Here is a 6,444-nt window from a genome sequence, read left to right as displayed (position 1 = left end):
GCGCAGGAGGACGAGACCGTCGAGGTCGGCGGACAGCTCGCCGTCATCGGCAGCGAGGCTCCCGCCCAGCAGTCCGCCCCGGCCCAGCAGTCCGCTCCGGCCGAGGAGAAGCCCGCGCCGAAGCAGGAGGCTCCGAAGCAGGAGACTCCGAAGCCCGCCGAGCAGAAGTCCGCCGCACAGCAGCAGGCCCCGAAGGTCGCACAGGCCACCCCGGCTCCCGCACCGAAGCCGGTCGGGACCGCGGCGACGACCCCGAAGCCCGCACCTCAGGAGGAGTCCACCCCGAGCGGTGCGACCCCGTACGTCACCCCGCTCGTGCGCAAGCTCGCCTCGCAGCACGGCGTCGACCTGTCGACGGTCAAGGGCACCGGTGTCGGTGGCCGCATCCGCAAGCAGGACGTCCTCGCCGCCGCCGAGGGCGGCAAGGCCGCCGGTGGCGAGCAGCAGAAGCCTGCCGCTGCGGCCGGTCCGGCTCCGGGTGTCCGTCCCGAGCTCGCCAAGCTGCGCGGAACGACCCAGAAGGTCAACCGCATCCGCCAGATCACGGCGAAGAAGACCCTCGAGTCGCTGCAGACCACCGCGCAGCTCACCCAGACCTTCGAGGTCGACGTCACCAAGATCGCCCAGTTGCGGGCCCAGGCGAAGAAGACGTTCTCCGAGCGCGAGGGCGTCAACCTCACCTTCCTGCCGTTCTTCGCCAAGGCTGTCGTCGAGGCGCTGCGCGCGCACCCGAACGTCAACGCATCCTTCGACGACGGCAAGAAGGAGATCACCTACCACGCGGCCGAGCACCTCGGCATCGCGGTGGACACCGAGCAGGGTCTGCTCTCCCCGGTGATCCACAACGCCGGCGACCTGTCGCTGGCCGAGCTCGCCCGCGCGATCGCCGACATCGCCGAGCGTGCCCGCAAGGGTGGTCTCAAGCCCGACGAGCTGGCCGGTGGCACCTTCACCATCACCAACATCGGTAGCCAGGGCGCATTGTTCGACACCCCGATCCTCGTGCCGCCGCAGGCCGCGATGCTCGGAACCGGCGCGATCGTCAAGCGTCCGGTCGTGGTGATCGACGAGACCGGCAACGAGTCCATCGGCGTCCGCTCGATGTGCTACCTGCCGCTGACCTACGATCACCGCCTGATCGACGGTGCCGACGCGGGTCGCTTCCTCAAGACGATCAAGCATCGTCTCGAGGAGGGCGCGTTCGAGGCCGATCTGGGACTGTAGGTTCCCGGATCCGGACTACCCGTCCGGACGACCTCCGACGGGGGCATCACCGCTGCGGTGATGCCCCCGTCGGCGTCCGCGCCACAGCGGGTGCCCTCCCCCTGCGGTGCGGCGTAGAGTTCAGGAACATGAGTGATCCCTCGTCTTCCGCCCGTTCCGATTCGGCTCCCGTCGCCGTCGTACGGCTCGGAACCCTCGGTTATCTCGAGGCCTGGGAGAGGCAGCGCGAACTCGCGAACGAGCGCGCCGACGGCATCGGCGCCGACACCCTGCTGCTGCTCGAACACCCGCCCGTCTATACGGCCGGGCGCCGCACCGAGGACGGCGATCGCCCCACCGACGGCACGCCCGTCATCGACGTCGACCGCGGCGGCAAGATCACCTGGCACGGCCCCGGACAGCTCGTGGGTTACCCGATCGTCAAGCTCGCCGAGCCGATCGACGTGGTCGGCTACGTGCGTCGCATCGAGCAGGGTCTGATCCGCGTCTGTACCGATATGGGCCTGACCTGCGGCCGTGTGGAGGGACGTTCCGGCGTCTGGCTCCCCGCCGAGCTGCGCGACGGGCATTGGCTCCCCGAACGCAAGATCGCCGCGATCGGTATCCGGGTGCAGCGTGGGGTCGCCATGCACGGCTTCGCTCTCAACTGCAATTCGGCTCTCGACGCGTTCGACTCGATCGTCCCGTGCGGCATCCGCGACGCCGGAGTCGCGTCGCTCACCGGCGAACTCGGCCGGGAGGTCACCGTCGACGACGTGATCCCGGCCGTCACCGAGGCCGTCATCGCTGCTCTCGACGGTCGAATCCCCGTGACCGAGTGCGACATCGAGCGGGTCACCTTCGAGCAGGCGGTCGGGACGTCCGGAATTCCCACCACCACCCCGGAATTCACGACGCACCGGTTCTGAGGGGCGGTCGCACCCGCCGGGTCCGGGCGGGACCGGCGGCGTACGATCGAGGGCGTGACTGTGGCCCCAGAAGGACGCAAGCTGCTGCGGATCGAGACCCGAAACGCGCAGACGCCGATCGAACGCAAACCCAACTGGATCAAGACCCGGGCGAAGATGGGCCCGGAGTACACCGACCTCAAGGGCCTGGTGCGACGCGAAGGTCTGCACACGGTCTGTGAGGAAGCCGGTTGTCCCAACATCTACGAGTGCTGGGAAGACCGCGAGGCGACATTCCTCATCGGTGGCGAGCAGTGCACCCGTCGCTGCGACTTCTGCCAGATCGACACCGGTAAGCCCGCCGCGCTCGACCGCGACGAGCCGCGCCGTGTCGCCGAGTCGGTCCGCTCGATGGGTCTGCGCTACTCCACGATCACCGGCGTCGCCCGCGACGATCTGCCCGACGGCGGCGCATGGCTGTACGCCGAGACAGTGAAGCAGATCCACGCGCTCAATCCGGGCACCGGCGTCGAGAACCTCATCCCCGACTTCAACGGCAAGCCCGACCTGCTGCAGGAAGTCTTCGAGTCGCGTCCCGAGGTGCTCGCGCACAACGTCGAGACCGTGCCGCGGATCTTCAAGCGCATCCGTCCGGCCTTCCGCTACGAGCGGTCGCTCGACGTGATCCGGCAGGCCCGTGATTTCGGTCTGGTCACCAAGTCCAACCTCATCCTCGGCATGGGCGAGACCCCCGAGGAGGTCACCGAAGCGCTGCACGACCTGCACGACGCCGGCTGCGACATCATCACGATCACCCAGTACCTGCGGCCCTCCCCGCTCCACCATCCGGTCGAGCGCTGGGTCAAGCCGCAGGAGTTCGTCGATCACTCCGAGACCGCCCGCGAGATCGGGTTCGCCGGTGTGATGGCCGGGCCGCTGGTGCGTTCGTCGTACCGCGCCGGTCGCCTGTACGCGCAGGCGATGGCCCACCACGGACGCGAACTTCCCGCCGACCAGGCGCATCTCGCCGAGGAGGGCACGGCGTCCCAGGAAGCTGGCGCCGTTCTCGCGCGCTTCGGCAACTGACCTCGCGCCGCTCGTCGCGGCAGGTCCTCAGGCGGCCCCGGTGGTGGTAAACGTGCCATCACCGGGGCCGTATCCTTGAGTACATGGCGAAGGGCAGCAAGACCGACAAGGAAGCGAAGGCCGCGGCGAAGGCCGCACGCAAGCAGGCGTCGAAGGAGCGTCGAACCCAGCTGTGGCAGGCGTTCCAGATCCAGCGCAAGGAGGACAAGGCACTCCTGCCGTGGATGATCGGTGCCCTCGTCGGTTCGATCGTGGTGTTCTTCCTCGTCGGCCTGATCTTCGACATCCAGTGGTTCCTGCTGCCGGTCGGCATCCTCGTCGGCGTCCTGTTGGCCTTCATCATCTTCGGGCGCCGCGTACAGAAGAGCGTGTACTCGAAGGCCGACGGCCAGGCCGGTGCGGCCGCGTGGGCGCTCGACAACCTGCAGGGCGCGTGGCGCGTGAGCCAGGCGGTCGCGGGCACCACCCAGCTCGACGCCGTGCACCGCGTCATCGGACGCCCCGGCATCATCCTCGTCGGTGAGGGCAACCCCGGTCGCGTGAAGGGCCTGATGGCCCAGGAGAAGAAGCGGGTCGCGCGTCTCGTCGGCGACACCCCGATCTACGAGTTCGTCGTCGGCAACGAGGAGGGCCAGATTCCGCTCTCCCAGCTGCAGAAGCGTCTGAACAAGCTGCCTCGCAACATCGACACCAAGCGGATGGACACCATCGAGGGTCGCCTGTCCGCGCTGAGCACGAAGAAGTCCGGGCCGGCCATGCCCAAGGGTCCGCTTCCCGCCGGTGCGAAGATGCGCAGCGTGCAGCGCACGATGCGCCGCCGCTGATCTTCCGAAGTACGCCGAAGGCCGCCTCTCGTCCCGGGGACGAAGGCGGCCTTCGGCGTATGCGGAGCAGTTTTCGGGTGATCGGCTCGAACGGACGCGTGCGCGGTCAGCGCGAACGGACGACCGCGGTGCCCGTGGCGCGATCCTGCAGGCCGCGACCGTCGATGTCGGTGACGAGCGCCGGGGCGATGAACACCAGCAGCACCTGACGTGCGAGCGCGCGCACGATGCCGACCCGCACGGGGGCGTCCACCCGCACGACCTGCAGCCCGGCGACGAACTGGCCGGGGGTGAACGAGAACAGGCTTACGCATCCCACGCCCACCACGAACCAGATGATGAGGGTGTACGACGACAGCAGCGGGCTCTCGAGCGGGTTGCCCCCGACGAGGCCGGCGGCGATCGCCATGGACATGAACCAGTCGACCGCGAGGGCGAGTACCCGGCGGACGGTGGGCACCATGGACCCGGGGCCGTGTTCGGGGAGGCCGAGCAGTTGCCCGGGATAGTCCTGCTCCTGCTGGAGACCTTTGGGAAGCGCCGCAGCAGGCCCGGAAAGCCAACTGCCCGTCATGCGTGCCATGGCACCAGGATAAGCTCTCATGGGCGGACCAGCGTCGACCCGTGTTGGCCGCGGTGACTTATACCACCTTTTCGACCTCACAGCAGGACGAAAGCATGTGTAACACCCGCGAAACATAGGCTTGATGGACGGGCAACACCAGATCCATAACGTCTGATCCGACGCAGGCGCCCAGCACCCATGGCGCGCACCGACTGAAGGAGCACAAGCGTGGCGTTCACCACGGCCGAAGAGGTCATCAAGTACATCGCGGAAGAGAACGTCGAGTACGTCGATATCCGCTTCACGGACCTGCCCGGCATCGAACAGCACTTCTCGATCCCGGCGAAGGCGTTCAACGAGGACGTCTTCGAGGACGGCCTGGCATTCGACGGATCCTCCGTGCGGGGTTTCCAGTCCATCCACGAGTCGGACATGCTCCTGCTCCCCGATGTGACGACCGCCCGCATCGATCCCTTCCGCGCCGCCAAGACCCTGAACGTCAGCTTCTTCGTCCACGATCCGTTCACCCGCGAGTCCTACAGCCGCGACCCCCGCAACGTCGCGCGTAAGGCCGAGGAATACCTGATCAGCACCGGCATCGCCGACACCGCCTTCTTCGGTGCCGAGGCCGAGTTCTACATCTTCGACTCCGTCTCCTACGACTCGAAGATGAACGGCGCGTTCTACGAGCTCGACTCGATCTCCGGCTCGTGGAACACCGGCGCCGAGTACAACGCCGACGGCACCCCGAACCGCGGCTACAAGGTCCGCCCGAAGGGTGGCTACTTCCCCGTCGCTCCGTACGACCACTACGTCGACCTGCGCGACGAGATCTCCACCAACCTGCAGCTCGCCGGCTTCGAGCTCGAGCGCGGCCACCACGAGGTGGGCACCGGCGGCCAGGCCGAGATCAACTACAAGTTCAACACGCTGCTCTCCGCAGCCGACGACCTGCAGCTGTTCAAGTACATCGTCAAGAACACGGCGTGGAAGAACGGCAAGACCGCCACCTTCATGCCGAAGCCGCTCTTCGGCGACAACGGCTCGGGCATGCACGTGCACCAGTCGCTGTGGAAGGACGGCAAGCCGCTGTTCCACGACGAGTCCGGCTACGCGGGTCTGTCCGACCTCGCCCGCTGGTACATCGGCGGCATCCTCCACCACGCGCCGTCGCTGCTCGCCTTCACGAACCCGACGATCAACTCGTACCACCGTCTGGTGCCGGGCTACGAGGCTCCGATCAACCTCGTGTACAGCCAGCGCAACCGTTCGGCCGCCGTGCGTATCCCGATCACGGGCAACAACCCGAAGGCCAAGCGTCTCGAGTTCCGCGCTCCCGACTCCTCGGGTAACCCCTACCTGAACTTCGCGGCGCAGATGATGGCCGGCCTCGACGGCATCAAGAACAAGATCGAGCCGCTCGCTCCGGTCGACAAGGACCTCTACGAGCTCCCGCCGGAGGAGGCCAAGAACATCCCGCAGGCCCCCACCAGCCTGTCGGCCGTGATCGACAACCTCGAGCGCGACCACGAGTACCTCACCGAGGGCGGCGTCTTCACCACCGACCTCATCGAGACCTGGATCTCGCTCAAGCGCGAGCAGGAGATCGCTCCGGTCAACCTGCGCCCGCACCCCTACGAGTTCCAGCTGTACTTCGACTGCTGAGTCGAATCCGGTAAGCACTCTTCGAGAGGCCGTTCGTCCTTCCGGGACGGGCGGCCTCTCGCCTTGTCTGCGCCCCTTCCGCTCCGGCATCCTCGCGCGCCGAAACGGGGTTCGCCCCTGCTGCAGCAGCAGCAAGCCCCGGTTCGGCGCGCGAGAATCGTTTGTTCGTCATCGAATCCGGCGAAATCGCGAC

6 protein-coding genes are annotated in these 6,444 nt (G+C 67.4%); 5 read left to right on the top strand and 1 reads right to left on the bottom strand.

Features of this window, described 5'->3' with window-relative positions; all coding sequences use genetic code 11:
- From sucB to ACNJ7K_RS14835, 4 genes are all read left to right on the top strand, one after another.
- A partial coding sequence (sucB, locus tag ACNJ7K_RS14850) for a 2-oxoglutarate dehydrogenase, E2 component, dihydrolipoamide succinyltransferase (protein ID WP_487041848.1) occupies nt 1-1,224 on the top strand: 1,224 nt, incomplete at its 5' end.
- A 128-nt stretch (nt 1,225-1,352) separates the two neighbouring features.
- Entirely contained in the window at nt 1,353-2,132 is a 780-nt protein-coding gene (gene lipB / locus ACNJ7K_RS14845; RefSeq protein WP_120283312.1) for a lipoyl(octanoyl) transferase LipB, read from the top strand.
- Between the two features lie 54 nt (nt 2,133-2,186).
- Nucleotides 2,187-3,197, top strand: a complete 1,011-nt coding sequence (gene lipA, locus ACNJ7K_RS14840; protein WP_024101310.1) for a lipoyl synthase — start codon at nt 2,187-2,189, stop codon at nt 3,195-3,197.
- Nucleotides 3,198-3,280: 83 nt separating this feature from the next.
- The gene (locus ACNJ7K_RS14835) at nt 3,281-4,021 is read left to right on the top strand and encodes a DUF4191 domain-containing protein (protein WP_024101311.1); all 741 of its coding nucleotides are present in this window, start codon (nt 3,281-3,283) and stop codon (nt 4,019-4,021) included.
- A 106-nt stretch (nt 4,022-4,127) separates the two neighbouring features.
- On the opposite strand, the gene ACNJ7K_RS14830 is transcribed toward ACNJ7K_RS14835, so the two are convergent.
- Nucleotides 4,128-4,604: an RDD family protein gene (locus tag ACNJ7K_RS14830; RefSeq protein ID WP_016694972.1), complete on the bottom strand. Its 477-nt coding sequence runs from the start codon at nt 4,602-4,604 to the stop codon at nt 4,128-4,130.
- Between the two features lie 210 nt (nt 4,605-4,814).
- Between ACNJ7K_RS14830 and glnA the strand changes: the two genes are divergently transcribed.
- Nucleotides 4,815-6,251 (top strand): type I glutamate--ammonia ligase, encoded by a 1,437-nt coding sequence (gene glnA, locus ACNJ7K_RS14825; protein ID WP_006554411.1) that lies wholly within the window; start codon nt 4,815-4,817, stop codon nt 6,249-6,251.
- The last annotated feature ends 193 nt before the right edge of the window (nt 6,252-6,444 follow it).

It is taken from the genome of Rhodococcus shunpengi (assembly GCF_048381395.1).
In the GTDB taxonomy this organism is placed as follows: Bacteria; Actinomycetota; Actinomycetes; order Mycobacteriales; family Mycobacteriaceae; genus Rhodococcus.
The sequence above is the reverse complement of the archived record's forward strand: the minus strand, read 5'-3'. Positions and strand labels throughout refer to the sequence as shown.

Excerpts from the sequence above, each read along its gene's own strand:
- lipB (WP_120283312.1), top strand. The coding sequence starts at position 1,353 with ATGAGTGATCCCTCGTCTTCCGCCCGTTCCGATTCGGCTCCCGTCGCC.
- ACNJ7K_RS14830 (WP_016694972.1), bottom strand. The coding sequence starts at position 4,604 with ATGGCACGCATGACGGGCAGTTGGCTTTCCGGGCCTGCTGCGGCGCTT.
- ACNJ7K_RS14835 (WP_024101311.1), top strand. The coding sequence starts at position 3,281 with ATGGCGAAGGGCAGCAAGACCGACAAGGAAGCGAAGGCCGCGGCGAAG.